The organism is Mesorhizobium sp. M3A.F.Ca.ET.175.01.1.1 (assembly GCF_004791945.1).
Taxonomy (GTDB): domain Bacteria; phylum Pseudomonadota; class Alphaproteobacteria; order Rhizobiales; family Rhizobiaceae; genus Mesorhizobium.
On record NZ_SRTP01000443.1, the window covers coordinates 1 to 279 of the forward strand.

Annotated in this window: 1 pseudogene; it reads right to left on the minus strand. The window is 60.2% G+C overall.

Annotated features, from left to right (window positions below):
* A pseudogene (locus EN818_RS34230) lies at window positions 1-150 on the minus strand (NAD(P)/FAD-dependent oxidoreductase); the annotation flags it as partial.
* Window positions 151-279: the final 129 nt, after the last annotated feature.

A 279-nucleotide genomic window follows, 5' to 3' on the forward strand; every position in this document is an offset into this window, starting at 1 on the left:
GACCGCCACCCAAGGATTGGAAGGCACGAAGGAATAGGACGTGCCGAGCGTGATGACGGTCAGCCTATCCTCGCTGCGCAGCTTGGCGCGCATTTCGTACGCCATGATCGTGCCGCCGAGACCTGCTCCAAGGACGATGATATGGGACATGATGATCCTCCCGTGGTTCGACCGTCCGCAGCATTCTGCGCGGAAAGCCGGGTTCTGCGTTGATCGGGCTCAATTTCCAAACGGGGCGGCACGATTGTAAGGTGACGGCGTCGGTGAACCCGAATAGCG